The sequence below is a fragment of the Nocardia otitidiscaviarum NBRC 14405 genome (assembly GCF_000308635.1).
Taxonomy (GTDB): Bacteria; Actinomycetota; Actinomycetes; order Mycobacteriales; family Mycobacteriaceae; genus Nocardia; species Nocardia otitidiscaviarum.
Window position 1 is genome coordinate 164,187 of record NZ_BAGD01000097.1, and the last position, 13,141, is coordinate 177,327.

Annotated in this window: 13 protein-coding genes and 1 riboswitch; of the genes, 7 read left to right on the top strand and 6 right to left on the bottom strand. The window is 69.9% G+C overall.

Annotation, left to right across the window (positions count from 1 at the left end):
• Positions 1-193 precede the first annotated feature (193 nt).
• Positions 194-402: riboswitch (cobalamin riboswitch) on the top strand.
• Positions 403-539: 137 nt separating this feature from the next.
• Positions 540-2,804 (top strand): 5-methyltetrahydropteroyltriglutamate--homocysteine S-methyltransferase, encoded by a 2,265-nt coding sequence (gene metE, locus ON31_RS21495; RefSeq protein ID WP_039816157.1) that lies wholly within the window; start codon positions 540-542, stop codon positions 2,802-2,804.
• A 73-nt stretch (positions 2,805-2,877) separates the two neighbouring features.
• On the opposite strand, the gene ON31_RS21500 is transcribed toward metE, so the two are convergent.
• Positions 2,878-3,693 (bottom strand): alpha/beta fold hydrolase, encoded by an 816-nt coding sequence (locus tag ON31_RS21500; protein ID WP_039816158.1) that lies wholly within the window; start codon positions 3,691-3,693, stop codon positions 2,878-2,880.
• Positions 3,694-3,902: 209 nt separating this feature from the next.
• Between ON31_RS21500 and ON31_RS21505 the strand changes: the two genes are divergently transcribed.
• Positions 3,903-4,841: a hypothetical protein gene (locus ON31_RS21505; RefSeq protein ID WP_039816159.1), complete on the top strand. Its 939-nt coding sequence runs from the start codon at positions 3,903-3,905 to the stop codon at positions 4,839-4,841.
• On the opposite strand, the gene yczE is transcribed toward ON31_RS21505, so the two are convergent.
• Complete coding sequence (gene yczE, locus ON31_RS21510) at positions 4,838-5,497, bottom strand: membrane protein YczE (RefSeq protein WP_039816160.1); 660 nt, start codon at positions 5,495-5,497, stop codon at positions 4,838-4,840. The two genes, ON31_RS21505 and yczE, sit on opposite strands and share 4 nt — an antisense overlap.
• A 107-nt stretch (positions 5,498-5,604) precedes the next feature.
• Between yczE and ON31_RS35750 the strand changes: the two genes are divergently transcribed.
• The 3 genes from ON31_RS35750 to ON31_RS21520 all read left to right on the top strand — a co-directional run bounded on the left by ON31_RS35750 (position 5,605) and on the right by ON31_RS21520 (position 8,324).
• Positions 5,605-5,778, top strand: a complete 174-nt coding sequence (locus tag ON31_RS35750; protein ID WP_081592622.1) for a DUF1737 domain-containing protein — start codon at positions 5,605-5,607, stop codon at positions 5,776-5,778.
• A gap of 260 nt (positions 5,779-6,038) precedes the next feature.
• Positions 6,039-7,460, top strand: coding sequence for a short-chain fatty acyl-CoA regulator family protein (locus ON31_RS21515; protein ID WP_039816161.1), 1,422 nt, complete (start codon positions 6,039-6,041; stop codon positions 7,458-7,460).
• Between the two features lie 147 nt (positions 7,461-7,607).
• Positions 7,608-8,324 (top strand): hypothetical protein, encoded by a 717-nt coding sequence (locus tag ON31_RS21520; protein WP_085996461.1) that lies wholly within the window; start codon positions 7,608-7,610, stop codon positions 8,322-8,324.
• Between the two features lie 68 nt (positions 8,325-8,392).
• Here the strand turns inward: ON31_RS21520 and ON31_RS21525 are convergent, their stop codons facing one another.
• Positions 8,393-8,692 carry a DUF1540 domain-containing protein gene (locus ON31_RS21525; protein WP_039816370.1) on the bottom strand — a complete coding sequence of 100 codons (300 nt, stop codon included), beginning with the start codon at positions 8,690-8,692 and terminating at the stop codon, positions 8,393-8,395.
• A gap of 123 nt (positions 8,693-8,815) precedes the next feature.
• Positions 8,816-9,772, bottom strand: coding sequence for an SDR family NAD(P)-dependent oxidoreductase (locus ON31_RS21530; RefSeq protein ID WP_051037589.1), 957 nt, complete (start codon positions 9,770-9,772; stop codon positions 8,816-8,818).
• A 130-nt stretch (positions 9,773-9,902) separates the two neighbouring features.
• On the opposite strand from ON31_RS21530, the gene ON31_RS21535 reads away from it, so the two are divergent.
• Positions 9,903-11,066 carry a sensor histidine kinase gene (locus ON31_RS21535; RefSeq protein ID WP_255222195.1) on the top strand — a complete coding sequence of 388 codons (1,164 nt, stop codon included), beginning with the start codon at positions 9,903-9,905 and terminating at the stop codon, positions 11,064-11,066.
• Positions 11,063-11,701: a response regulator gene (locus ON31_RS21540; RefSeq protein WP_039816162.1), complete on the top strand. Its 639-nt coding sequence runs from the start codon at positions 11,063-11,065 to the stop codon at positions 11,699-11,701. The genes ON31_RS21535 and ON31_RS21540 overlap by 4 nt, the downstream gene beginning before the upstream one ends.
• Positions 11,702-11,712: 11 nt before the next feature.
• Here ON31_RS21540 and ON31_RS21545 read toward each other — a convergent pair whose 3' ends face one another.
• Positions 11,713-12,414, bottom strand: coding sequence for a sterol desaturase family protein (locus ON31_RS21545; protein WP_081592623.1), 702 nt, complete (start codon positions 12,412-12,414; stop codon positions 11,713-11,715).
• Positions 12,395-13,135, bottom strand: coding sequence for a FadR/GntR family transcriptional regulator (locus ON31_RS21550; RefSeq protein ID WP_039816164.1), 741 nt, complete (start codon positions 13,133-13,135; stop codon positions 12,395-12,397). The genes ON31_RS21545 and ON31_RS21550 overlap by 20 nt, the downstream gene beginning before the upstream one ends.
• Positions 13,136-13,141: the final 6 nt, after the last annotated feature.

The window sequence follows — 13,141 nt, forward strand, 5'->3', positions numbered from 1 at the left end:
CTAAGGTACCTGCTCCCCGGACACCCTTCGGTCACGATGTCGGGTTCGCAGGAATCTTCACAACCGACGTTAGCCAGGTTGCGAAGATGTGTTCATCCGGACGATACACACCGGCCCGGCTCCGGCCCCGTCGCCGGAGCCGTCGGCGCGGCGATATGCTCGGCAGCGCAATCGGTTCGCCGGACGGGAGCCCCCAGTCGGCGTCGAAACCGGAAGCTCACCACGGGTGAGTTCTTCCGGTGAGAGGGAACCCGGTGAGAATCCGGGACTGTCCCGCAGCGGTAAACGGGAACGACCGCCGTACCACGCACTGGGTGCCACACCTGGGAAGCGACGGCCAGTAGGTCGGCCATTCGGCCGGAGCCCGTGAGTCCGAAGACCTGCCGACTGTGCCGGGTACGCCGTACCCGGCGGCCTCCGCCTCGTGGATTGGGCGATGGACCGCATGTGCGTATTCGCATGCCGTTCGGTGTGCGCGTGGCACGGCTGTTCGCGCCCGCGGTGGTGGCCAGTGGCTCTGGAACACTGGAGAAATATCCGTGACCAATACACCGACCTCCTTCACCGCCACGGTGCTCGGCATTCCGCGCATCGGGCCGAATCGGGAGTTGAAGAAGGCGACCGAGTCCTACTGGGCCGGGCGCATCGACGCCGACGCGCTGCACGCTGTCGGGCGGAAGCTGCGGGACTCGCAGCTGACCGCGCTGCACGCCGCGGGACTGGATTCGATCCCGGTCGGCACCTTCTCCTACTACGACCAGATGTTGGACACCGCGGTCCTGCTCGGCGCGCTGCCGCCGCGGGTGGCCGAGATCGCCGATCCGCTGGACCGCTACTTCGCGGCGGCGCGCGGCACCGACGCGGTCGCGCCGTTGGAGATGACCAAGTGGTTCGACACCAACTACCACTACCTGGTCCCGGAGATCGGCCCGGAGACCCGGTTCGCCCTGAACTCGGACAAACTGCTGGGTGAGCTGGCCGAGGCACAGGAACTCGGCGTTCCCGCGCGGCCGGTGGTCATCGGTCCGCTGACCTTCCTGAAACTGGCCAAGGGCGTGGGCGCGGAGCCGCTGTCGCGCCTGGCCGAACTGCTGCCGCTGTACCGCGACCTGCTGAGTCGCCTGGCCGCCGCGGGTGCGGAGTGGGTGCAGATCGACGAACCGGTGCTGGTGACCGATCTCACCGCCGACGAACTCGCACTGGTCGGCACCGTCTACAGCGACCTCGCGTCCGCGACCGACCGCCCGGCCGTCCTGGTCGCCACCTACTTCGGGCATCCGGACGCCGCACTGCCGGTGCTGGCCTCCACCCCGGTCGAGGCGATCGCCCTGGACTTCACCGCCGGAACCACCGTCGAGGACGTGGCCGCGGTCCGGCCCCTGCGCGACAAGCTCGTGGTGGCCGGTGTGGTCGACGGCCGCAATATCTGGCGCACCGATCCCGACCGGGCGCTGTCCACCCTCGCCACCCTGCTCGGCAGTACCGGCGCGCTGGTGGTGTCGTCCTCCTGCTCGCTGCTGCACGTGCCGTACACGCTGACGGCGGAGCCCGGACTCGACGAGGCGCTGCGTTCCTGGCTCGCGTTCGGTGACGAGAAGGTCGCCGAGGTGCGGATGCTGGCCACCGCCCTGCACCGGGGCACCGACGAGGTCGCCGCCGAATTGGCTTCCGCCCGTGCGGCGCTGGCGAATCGGGCCACCGACCCGCGGCTGCGCAACGACACCGTGCGGGCGCGGCTGGCGGCGCTGGGGTCCGCCGCGACCCGGCGCGCACCGGCGGCGGATCGGGCCGCGCTGCAACGGGATCGGCTGAACCTGCCGCTGCTGCCGACCACCACCATCGGCTCGTTCCCGCAGACGCCGGAGATCCGCAAGGCACGCGCCGCGTACACCAGGGGCGATCTCACCGCCGAGCAGTACACCGAGCGGATGCGCGCCGAGGTCGCGGACGTCATCGCGCTGCAGGAGCGGCTGGGCCTGGATGTGCTGGTGCACGGCGAGCCCGAGCGCAACGATATGGTGCAGTACTTCGCCGAGCAGCTCGACGGCTTCGCCGCCACCGCCAACGGCTGGGTGCAGTCCTACGGCACCCGCTGCGTGCGGCCGCCCATCCTGTTCGGCGATGTGGCCCGGCCCGCGCCCATGACGGTGGAATGGATCGAGTACGCGCAATCGCTCACCGACAAGCCGGTGAAGGGCATGCTCACCGGTCCGGTGACCATTCTGGCGTGGTCGTTCGTGCGCGACGACCAGCCGCTGGCCGATTCGGCGCGGCAGGTGGCGCTGGCGATCCGCGAGGAGACGGTGGACCTGCAGGCGGCGGGCATCCGCGTCATCCAGGTGGACGAACCGGCGCTGCGAGAGCTGCTGCCGCTGCGGGCCGAGGCCAAGCCGGAGTACCTGGAATGGTCGGTGGCCGCGTTCCGGCTGGCCACCTCCGGGGTCTCCGACGCGACCCAGATCCACACGCATCTGTGCTATTCGGAATTCGGTGAGGTGATCGACGCGATCGCCGCCCTGGACGCCGACGTCACCTCCATCGAGGCGGCCCGCTCGCACATGGAGGTGCTCGACGATCTCAATGCGGCCGGCTTCGCGCTGGGCATCGGTCCCGGCGTGTACGACATCCACTCCCCGCGCGTACCCAGCGTGGCGGAGATCGAGCGTTCGCTGCGGGCCGCGCTGAAAGCCGTACCCGCCGAACGGCTCTGGGTGAATCCGGACTGCGGGCTGAAGACCCGCGGTCCGGTCGAGGTGGAGGCCGCGCTGCGCAATATGCGCGCGGCCGCGGATGCCGTGCGCTGAGCCCGCGTGGCCCGGGCACCACCGCGCCCGGAGTAGCGGAGGTCCGCGGCCGATGGCCGCGGACCTTCCCGCCTCAGTCCGTGAGGAAGTCCACCACGTCGGCGACCAGCCGCGGGTCCTTGATCGCGCCCATGTGCGAGGCGCCGGGATACACCCGCGCGCGAGCGCCCGGAATGCCCGCGGCGGTGAACTCCAGGTTCCGCACCGGGTAGGCCGCGTCCTTGTCACCGCCGAGGACGAGGGTGGGCGCGCTGATCTCACCCAGCCGGTCGGTGAGGTCGAAGGCGTCCTCGGCGCGGATGAACGCCGCGGTGGCGGCGGGGTCGTGCGGCCGCGCCAGCGGGTCGAGCAGCCACGCCGCCGCGGCCACCAGGCGCGCGGCCACGGGGTTCTGGATGGTTTCGCCCGCGATGTGGTGCATCCCGCGCCGTCCGGACTCGACGGCCCGCGCGTAGTTCAGCTGCGCCTCCCGCACGTGCGGTTCCAGCCGATAGCCGGAGGAGACGACCACCAGTCGGCGCACCGCCTCCGGATGGTCGGCGGCCAGTTGTAGTGCGACCGAACCGCCGGAGCTCACGCCGATCACATCCACGGGTTCACCGAATTCCTTGTGCAGCGCCTCGGCATGCTGGTCGGCGATATCGGCCATGGTGGTGCCCGCCGGGGTGCCGGGCGCCCGGTTCACCGCGTAGACGCGGAAGTGCCGGGCGAGCGGACTCAACGTCTTGATCTCCGAGGTCCGCATCCAGCCGGTGGGATTGGCATGGTCGGGGGTGAACCAGCGCAGGAATACCAGCGGCCGACCGGAACCCAGCGCGAGATAGGGCAGGTTGTGCGCCAGCGCCCCCTCGGTGACGTCTAGTCGCGCCGATGGGCCGGGTTTCGCCATGGTGTCCTCCGTATGCCGAGCCGGACCCTATTGTCCGTCGGATCCCAGCCTGCCGCAGCACAAACGCGACCGTCCAATACGTATCACTGCTGGCGGCCAGAACTGCGCCTGCTGCGCTCGACCACGCGACCCGGATGCACACGAGCACCGCCACCCTTCGGCCGCACCGCGCAGCGACCCGTCGCCCCCATCGCGCCTACGGTGGGTCGATGCACCCCCGCAGAGTCCTGGCGCTGGCGCTGACGTTCGCGATTCTCTTGGCCGTCAACACGTATTCGGGTCTGGCGCTGTACGCGTTCACGGCGGGACCACGGGCGGAGGCCGTCGTGGTGGGCTGTTCCGGCGGGAAGAACATCCGCTGCTGGGGGCGGTGGACACGGCCGGACGGCAGCACCGGCGGCGGCACGATCAGTGGCGCCAACACCTTCGACCGAGGCGGCACGGTCGGCGTCCGCATCGCACCGGTCACCGGTGCGTACAAGGACACCGCCGCGGTGCTGTGGATCCGGCTGAGCTGGGCGGTTCTGGCCGACCTGGCGACCCTGGCGGCGTGGACCGTGGTCGCGGTCGTCGCCGCGCGCAGTCGCCGAAAGGCGGTGGCGCTGACGGCCGCGGCCGGGTCGGACGCGGACGCCTGGCGGGCCCGCGGGCTCGACATCGTCGACCGCGCCGGGAATCCGGTGTGGCTGGGCCACCGGTCCGGGCGCACCCTGCACACCCTGGCGACTCCGGACGGCGCGGTGAGGTTCGGCGTGCGCGGCGGCGACGGTGTCCTCGGCGTCGACGATCACCGCGGCACCCCGGTGGGATGGATCGACGCCGACCGGAGCGACCCCGCGCGGCTGGCCTACCTCGTCCGCGACGGTGCGGCCGCACCGCTGGCCGCCATCACCTGCACCCGCAGGCGTGATTCGGCCTGGGCGGTCTCGCGTGCCGACGGGACCGCGTACGCCCGATTCGTCGTCACCGTCGGGGAGCGCCGCCTGGTGTTCGAGCCGGGTGCGCCCGCGACGCTGCGGCCGCTGCTGGCGGCGTTCCTGCTCGACTGCGACCGAATGCTCCACACGGGCGGGTCCGGGCCGGTGTCCGTGTCCGACCTGCGCCGCCGCCGTGCCACCGAGCTGTCCCGGAAGTCCCGGAACGCCTAGGGATTTCCCACCCCGGCGGGCACACCGGCGGCGGGCGACGGCTGTTCCGGCGCGGCGCTGTCCGGATCACGGAAGCCCGGCAGCCAGTCGTCCACGAACGGGATCATCAGTTGGATGAGCGGGCCGATTCCGAAGGCGTAGACCAGGGTTCCGATGCCCACGCTGCCGCCGAGCAGCCAGCCGGTGGCCAGCACGGTGGCCTCGATGCCGGTGCGGATCATCCAGACCGGTCGACCGGTGCGGCGTACCAGTCCCGTCATCAGGCCGTCCCGCGGTCCAGGGCCCATGCCCGCACCGATGTAGAGCACCGTCGCGACGGCGTTGACCACGACCGCGATCCCCATGGCGGCGATCCGCCAGCCCAGCCCGTGTACCTGCGGCAACAGCCACAACCCGGCATCCACGGCCACCGCGATGACCACCACATTGCTCACCGTGCCCAGACCTGGCCGCTGCCGCAGGGGAATCCAGGCCAGCAGCACCGCCACCCCGGTCACGGCGACCACCGCACCGAAGCTGATCGGCACCCGCAGGTCCACGCCCTGATGGAACACATCCCACGGATCCAAACCCAGCCCGGCTCGAATCATGACGGCCATCGACAGCCCGTAGAGCACCAATCCGACATAGAGCGCGATCAACCGTCGAAGCAACATTCGACCAATATGTCGACAACTGGTCTGCGAATACAGAGCCAGTCGGCAACAACTGGCCCGAACGCACTCGATCATGCCTGGGCGACCGGCCTCCTAGGATCGGTGTCATGACCGCGAATCCGCCGCTGCGCTACCGACTCATCACCGGTCCCGACGACGCGACCTTCTGCGCACGGGTGAGCGCGCTGCTGGACGAGGGCTACCGGCTGCACGGCTCGCCGTCGGTGACCCACGACGGCGCCACGGTGATCGCCGCGCAGGCGCTCGTACTCGACCGCTGAGCGGGTCGGTGCCGCGGGCCGGCAGCGACCTCGGCAAACGTTCCCGCTCGAGATTCCTGCCGCGGAAACGCCTCGGCGACGGCGAGAACACGTACTATATGGGTCTTCATATGTTTTGCTCATAAATGGAGCGACGGTTCTTTCTTCGCACGCTACGCACTCTCCGCGTGGCGCGAAAATACCTTGCAGTAGCAGATTTCCGGCTACGAACCCGCGCGAAATTGCGATGATTGCGAAGTCATCTGGGTAGAGTTCCACGCGTGCGCAAGATGTATGCGGGTGCCCGACTACGGCGGTTGCGCGAGGAACGGCGGATGACCCAGGCCGCGCTGGCGAAGTCTCTGGATCTGTCCCCCAGCTACCTCAACCAGCTGGAGCGCGATCAGCGACCCCTCACGATTCCCGTGCTGCTGAAACTGAATTCGACCTTCGACCTCGATGTGCAGTTCTTCGCCGCGGACTCCGACGCCCGGCTGGTCTCGGATCTGCACGAGGTGCTCGTCGAGGCCAGCGGCGGCAACTCCGCGCCGGTCGCCGAGGTCGAAGACCTGGCCACCCGATTACCCGAGGTCGCCAAGATCATCGTCGCCATGCACCGGCGGCTACGGGCCGCAACCGACCAACTGGATCTGCTGTCTTCCAAGGTGGCCGCGCCCACCGGCGCGCCCGGCGTGCCCATGCCCTACGAGGATGTGCGGGACTTCTTCTACGACCACCACAATCACATCGCCCACCTGGATCTGGCCGCCGAGCGGCTGTTCGAGGAATGCGGGCTCACCATCGGCTCACTGGACCGGCAGCTGGCGCGGGTGGCCGAGGAACGCGCGGGTGTGACCGTCCTGGTGCGCGGCGACGGCGCCGACCCGAATATCCCGAAGCGCCACTACGACACGGAAACCCGAACTCTCACCCTGGCGCGGCGGCTACGCCCCGGACAGCGCGCCTTCCAGATCGCCACCACCCTCGCCTTCCTGCTCTACGGCCAGCTCCTCGACGAGGTGCTCGACGAAACCCCGTCGCTGGCGGGCGAATCCCGCGCGCTGGCCCGCATCGGACTGGCCAACTACTTCGCCGGGGCGCTCGTTCTCCCGTACGGGAAGTTCCTGCGCAGCGCCGAGGAACTGCGCTACGACATCGACCTGCTCGCCCTGCGCTTCGAGGTCGGCTTCGAGACGGTCTGTCATCGGCTGAGCACGCTGCAGCGGCAGGGACATCGCGGGGTGCCGTTCTTCCTGATCCGCACCGACCGCGCCGGGAACATCTCGAAACGCCAGTCCGCCACCGCATTCCACTTCTCCCGGGTGGGCGGCAGCTGTCCGCTGTGGGTGGTCTACGAGGCGTTCGCCAATCCGGGCCGCACCCTCACCCAGGTGGCGTCCATGCCCGACGGCCGCCGCTACCTGTGGATCGCGCGCACCACCAATCCCGCCCCGCACGGATTCGGCACCGGCCCCAAGGAATTCGCCATCGGCCTCGGCTGCGATCTGGAGTACGCGGACCGCCTGGTGTACTCCCAGGGACTGCAACTCGACGACCCCGCCGCCGCGGTGCCCATCGGCGCGGGCTGCAAGGTCTGTGAGCGCCCCGACTGCCCGCAACGCGCCTTCCCGCAGATCGGACGCCCCCTGGCGGTCAGTGAAACCACCTGCACCGACCTGCCCTACCCGCGCCTGCCGCGCTGAGCGCAGACCGAGCGACCGAACCGCCCGCGAGAACCGTCGAATCGTGGGCAATGCGCCGCCGGGGCGTGCGGTCCGGTTCTACACTGTGGAGGCTGCTCGATTCGCCCGAGCGGTGGTCGGGTCGACCCTGCGAGGGGGTACAGCCGAATGATCACCAGCAGAATCGTCGCCGCATTCGCCGTCGTGCTCGCGCTCACCGGCGCGCTGCTCACGGCGGGCGGCGGTACCGCCGAGGCGTACGGCCCGTGGTCGTGCGCGCCCGACGACCCGTTGCGGCCCACCGCGGAGCTGGTCGGCACGTGGAATACCGCCACCATCACCGACCCGGCCGATCCCCGGCTGGATGATCCACTCACCCAGTTCGAGTTGGAAGTGAATCTCACGGCGGCCATGGAGCTCGGGCTCACGGTGTACTCCGAACCCGTCGACGGCGTCTACTGGTCGGAGCAGTCCCGCCAGCTCACCTATGAGCCCGCCCGTCGTTTCGAACTGGCCTGCACCGGGCGCGACAATCTGTGCTGGATCGCCGACGACCTGCGGGTGCGCTACAACCAGGAAGCCGTGGTGGGCATCGAATTCCTCCCGGCCGACGACGAGCGCGCCGACGGGTTCCTCGTGCGGGTGCCCGGCGTCGAGCTGTCGCGCGTGCACGATGCCCTGCTGGCGGATCCGGTGGCGCGGGAACGACTCGGCGGCGGCTCGGTCACCGAGGACGGCACACTCGTCCTGATCGCCGATCGCGCCGATCTCGAGGTGGCGCGGACCTTCGTCCGCGATCTGGGCGCGCGGTGGGACGCGGCGACCGTCCGCTACGGCGACCGCCAGTTGGTCACGGGCTACTGCGTACCGGGCGTCTACTTCTGATATCCGCACAGCGGCCAGCGCGACCCGACCGCATCGCTACGATCGAGTCGCGCTGACCGCCGCAGCCGTCAGGCCGGTGTGTAGGTCAGGCAGTTCGCCGTATGGTCGGACGAACCGAGGCCGACCCGGATCTCCGGCGCGGTGCATTCGAGATCCTTGTTGTGGGTGCAGTCGGCGCGCTGGCAGGCGCCGACCATGGAGGTGACGCGATCCAGCCCGCCCTTGCTCGAGAGCGGAATGAAGGTGGTGCAGTCGGCGTGGCCGTTCTCCCCGGCCACATTGATCGCGTAGGCGTGGCAGCCATCGTGGTTGTACGAGCAGTCGCTGACCGTACATTCGCTGACGTGAGGCATTTCCAATGTGGTCATGAATTCCTCCGTGCCGTTGGGCCCGTGGGTGGGCTGACCCACGGGGGATCCGTCAGTGATCCTATATCGGTCTCGTCCCGATAAACAGCAAGGTCAGCCTTGCCTGTGCACGCCGGACACTATTCAGGCGTGCGCCGTTTTCCCGCCGTCGATCACCAGTTGCGCACCCGTGAGATAGGTGTGTTCGGGTGAGGCGAGGGTGAGTGCGAAAGTGGCGATCTCCTCCGGGGTGGCGAGGCGACCGAGGCCCGGAACATTCGAACTGGCCCACTGTTTCAGGAAGACCTGCCGCGCATCGGCGGGCATCGACTCCAGACCACCCGCCCGCCAGACCAGTTCGGTGTCCGTGGTGCCCGGGACCAGGGTGTTCACCCGGATTCCGGCAGCCGCGTAGTCCAGGGCCGCCGACTGCACCAGACCGACCAGCGCCCGCTTGCTCGCGGTATAGGCGGCGCGACCGGCATCGGTGGCCAACGCATTGCTCGAGGATGTCACCACAATGGTGCCGCCACCGCCGCGGAGCATATGCGGCACTTGGTATTTCATCGCCAGGAAAACTCCGCGCAGATTGGTGCCGACCACGCGATCGAAATCCTCGGCACTGTATTCGTGCAGCTTCTTCTGAATGGTGATACCCGCATTGTTGAACGCCACGTCCAGCCCGTTGTAGATCCGCACGGCGGTATCGACGAATTCGCGCACCTCGTTCTCGACGAGCACATCGGCGCGAATATAGGTGGCCTCCCCGCCCGCCGCGCGAATCTCCCGCTCCACCGCCTGACCGCGGTCGACCCGGCGACCGCAGAAAGCGACCCGCGCCCCCTCGGCGGCGAACTGCCGGGCCGCCGCCGCGCCGATGCCGGAGGTCGCGCCGGTGATGAGCACCACCTGGTTCTCGAAGCGCCGGATCCCGATCGACGGCACAGGGGGCGGGTTGGAGTCCGCCCCCAGCGCCACTCCCCCGGCCAATCCGGCCGCCGCGCCGACCGCCAGGCCGGAGGCGGTGAGGCCGAGCAGCTTGCGGCGGTTGGGTTTCGAGGGGTCGTCTGCGGTGGGCGGAGTGTCGGTCGCATCGTTCATGACGTCCACCGTGCCCCGCTGCGCCCCGCCGCGGATCCGACCGGCGGCTCCTCCCGGCGGCCGCGGGGAGGAGCCGTCTCCTCCCTCGGGAGGAGACGCGGGGCGGGTGTGAGCGGGCATGATGTGAAAGGTGGTGGAGTCGACCGGAATGCGGCGCGGTATCGAGTGGATGCTCGATGCCCGGTCGATTCCGATCCGACTGCTGGTGCTGACCGCGCTGGCGGCCGGGTGCCTGCTGCTGCTCACCCGAACCACCGACCCGCTCGACTGGACCATCGCCCTTGCCTCGGTGCTGCTCACCGCCGGTGGGGTGCGCTGGCCGCTGGCCACGGCGCTGACCACCACCGGCGTGCTCATGCTCGGCTTCGAATACGGGCACACCGGCCCGGTCGTCGCCAAGGTGGCCGCCGCCATCGCGCTCACCGAACTCGCCGCGCGGCACCGGGGTTGGCGGCCGCTGCTCGGCGCGGCGGTACTCGCCGGTGCGTACCTGCAGCATCCGGGTGAGAGCGCGGCCGCCACCGCGTACCGTGCCGCGGTCATGGCCGGACTGCCACTGCTCATCGGCTCCCTGCTGCGCACCGCGCGCGACAGCGCCGCACGCGCGCGACGCCAAGCCCACGAACTGGCCCAGCGCCGCGAATCCGAGGTGGCTGCCGCGCGGGCGCTGGAACGCACCGCCATAGCACGGGAATTGCACGACCTCATCGCACACCACGTGTCCTCCACCGTGCTGCGGGTCGGCATCGCGCGCCACGCGCTGCCCGACGCCCCGCCCGCCGTCCTCGAGGTGCTCGACGATATTCATGCCAGCGGCAGGGAAACGCTGGCGGATCTGCGCAAGCTGGTGACCGTCCTGCGTGATCCGAACGGCGATGACGAATCCTTCCTCGCGCCCGCGGATCTGCCCGACGCCATCGCCGCCGCCGTGGAACGTGCGCGGCGGCTGGGCATTCGGACGCACGCGGAGGTGGACGCAGCGATCACCGACGTGGACGCCCTCACCGGACTGACACTGCTGCGCCTCACCCAGGAGGGATTGGCGAACACCGTGCGGCATGCGGGGCCCGGGGCACGGGCCGCCCTGACGATCGTCCGCCATGATGAGAAGGTGGATTTCACACTGCGCGACCAGGGTTCGGCGGCGCGCACCGGCGACGGCCCGCCCGGCGTCGGCCTGATCGGCCTGCGCGAACGCGTGGAACTGCTCGGCGGGGCGTTCACCGCGGCTTCCGTCACCGGCGGCTGGCAGGTCACCGCGCAGCTGCCCACCCGGTCGCGAGTCGCGCCGTGACCGTCCGGGTACTCGTCGTCGACGATCAGCAGCTGGTCCGCGCCGGACTGCGGATGCTCTGCCAGACCGCCGACGACCTCGAGGTGGTCGCCGAGGCCGCCACCGGAGCCGAGGCCGTGCGGTTGGCCGCGCGGCTCACCCCCGATGTGGTGCTGATGGATCTGCGCATGCCCGGTATGGACGGCATCCGCGCCACCGCGCGCATTCTCGCCGACCGACCAACCGCCCGCGTGGTCGTGCTGACCACCTTCGACGACGACGATCACCTGTACCCCGCACTCGCCGCCGGAGCCTGCGGTTTCCTGGTGAAGGACGCCTCCCCGGCGGACCTCTTGGCGGGCATCCGCCGCGCCGCCGCGGGCGACCATCCCTTCACACCGGAAGTGCTACGGCGCGTGCTGGATTCGGCCTTGACGGCGCGCACGGAAGCCGATCCCGCCGCACCCGTCGCCGATCTCACCGCCCGCGAGCGGGAGGTGCTGGACCTGGTGGCCGAGGGCCTGTCGAACACCGAGATCGCGAACCGGTTGCACGTCGGCATCACCACCGTCAAAACCCACGTCACCAACCTGATGGCCAAAACCGGCGCCGACAACCGCGTCCGGCTCGCTCTGCTCGGACACGGTCGGCGCTGACACGCACCTGCCTACTGGTGCAAGGCTTTCGCGGTCGGCGAATTGGGGGTCGCACCGGGATCCGGGTAGGTGCGCAGCATTCGATCGGCGGTGCCGGAGGTGGTGACCGTGAACCAGTAGTGCTCGTTCTTGAAGTGGTGCAGGCGGTGGTTGCGGCGGACGGCACGGTAGAGCCGGCCGCTGGGCTGGTAGTCGGTGTGCACCAGGTAGTGGGTCCACTCGTAGTTGAGGCCGAGCAGAGCGAGCACCACCAGGAAGGTCAGGCCCAGGCCGGGACGTGGAAAGACCAGGGCGGCAATGGTGACCAGCGCCGGGATGAGCCACAGGAAGGTCTGCCAGGGGATGAAGATCAGCGGGATATCACGCGGATCGCGGTGGTGTTCCCGGTGTTTGCGCGCCAGCAGCGAATCGACGGTGAGACGGCCGATCCGGCGGGGTCGCCAGTGCAGCACGCAGACGTGAATGAGCCATTCGACGAGCGGGAACAGCGCCAGCATCACCACCGGCACCAGGGCGTCGGTGATCCGCCAGTCCCCCACCGCGATCCGGGCCGCGAGCGCCGTCACGAACAGGGCCGCGATGATCCACGGCGAGGGCTGCCGCACGAATACCCGGAAGGCGTCGGGCAGGGAGAGTTTGGCGCGGCGAGCGGACGCCGCCTCATCGGCGGCCAGCCGGGCTCGGGCGGTGCGGTCAGGATCGTTCGGGTTCATGGGGCGCCTCCTGTAGACGGCGAATAAGTGTGGCGAATTCCGTTGTCGCCGTGGACAGTAGGTCGGTGGCGGCGGTGCGAGCGGCGGCGCTGTCGCGCGCCGCGACGGCATCGGCGATGGCGCGATAGCGATCGACGCGGGTGACCTCGGCGGCCATGAGCACCGCGAGCGCCTCGAGGGCGGGCTCGTAGACGGCGCGCAGATTGTTGTAGAGCAGCCGGTAGACGATGGAGTCGGCGGCATCCACCAGGTGGTCCCAGAAGGCCAGCGCCGCCCGCTGCTGGGCGACCGGATCCCGGTGGGCCGCCAGCTCGTCCACACCGGCACGCAGTGCGGGCAGCGCGTCCGCGCCGCCGCGCTCGGCCGCCAGCCCGGCCACTTCGCGGCCCAGGGCGGCGCGCGCCTCCAGAATGCTGCGCAATACCGCATGGTCGAGTTCACCGCGTCGGAAAAGCAAGCGCGGCAGCATATCCAGGCCGCCGAAGCGGCGGAAGTCGCGCACCGTGGTACCACCGCCCTGCCGCACCTCGACGAGTCCGGTGTGCGCGAGCCGCTGCAACGCCTCCCGCACGGTGGGCCGGGAGACGCCGAGCGCCTCGGCGAGCTGCCGCTCGGCGGGCAGCGTCTCCCCCGGTGCGAGCTCGCCGTCGAGCACGGTGTCGACGAGCTGTTCGAAGACCTCGTCGGGAACGGTTCTGCGATCGATGCGCTGCAACGCCATGCCCAC

Bases quoted from the DNA above. Each gene is read 5' to 3' on its own strand.
- ON31_RS21550 (WP_039816164.1), bottom strand. From the start codon at position 13,135: ATGGCGTTGCAGCGCATCGATCGCAGAACCGTTCCCGACGAGGTCTTC.
- yczE (WP_039816160.1), bottom strand. From the start codon at position 5,497: ATGTTGCTTCGACGGTTGATCGCGCTCTATGTCGGATTGGTGCTCTAC.
- ON31_RS21505 (WP_039816159.1), top strand. From the start codon at position 3,903: ATGCACCCCCGCAGAGTCCTGGCGCTGGCGCTGACGTTCGCGATTCTC.
- ON31_RS35750 (WP_081592622.1), top strand. From the start codon at position 5,605: ATGACCGCGAATCCGCCGCTGCGCTACCGACTCATCACCGGTCCCGAC.
- ON31_RS21525 (WP_039816370.1), bottom strand. From the start codon at position 8,692: ATGACCACATTGGAAATGCCTCACGTCAGCGAATGTACGGTCAGCGAC.
- ON31_RS21500 (WP_039816158.1), bottom strand. From the start codon at position 3,693: ATGGCGAAACCCGGCCCATCGGCGCGACTAGACGTCACCGAGGGGGCG.
- ON31_RS21530 (WP_051037589.1), bottom strand. From the start codon at position 9,772: ATGAACGATGCGACCGACACTCCGCCCACCGCAGACGACCCCTCGAAA.
- ON31_RS21520 (WP_085996461.1), top strand. From the start codon at position 7,608: ATGATCACCAGCAGAATCGTCGCCGCATTCGCCGTCGTGCTCGCGCTC.
- ON31_RS21545 (WP_081592623.1), bottom strand. From the start codon at position 12,414: ATGAACCCGAACGATCCTGACCGCACCGCCCGAGCCCGGCTGGCCGCC.